Below are 253 nucleotides of genomic sequence, written 5' to 3' on the forward strand. Positions count from 1 at the left end.
TCAGGCAGACCTTCTGAGCTAAAAGATGTGGAAAACATGGTCGGACTTTTTATCAATACCATTCCTATTCGAGTCCAAAGTGATTTTCTGTCTTTTTCTGACCTAGTCAGCGGAATGCAAAAGGACATGACTGAAGCAGAAGCGTATAGTTACTTCCCTTTATATGACATTCAGGCGCAGAGCGCTCTTAAACAAGAGCTGATTGATCATATTATCGTCTTTGAAAATACACCTACTCAACAAGAGATTGAAG

At 39.9% G+C, this 253-nt stretch carries 1 protein-coding gene; it reads left to right on the forward strand.

Features of this window, described 5'->3' with window-relative positions:
• A partial coding sequence (locus SB660_RS22270) for a condensation domain-containing protein (RefSeq protein WP_410584636.1) occupies positions 1 to 253 on the forward strand: 253 nt, incomplete at both ends.

The organism is Bacillus sp. SIMBA_005 (assembly GCF_046535585.1).
Lineage (GTDB): Bacteria > Bacillota > Bacilli > Bacillales > Bacillaceae > Bacillus > Bacillus pumilus.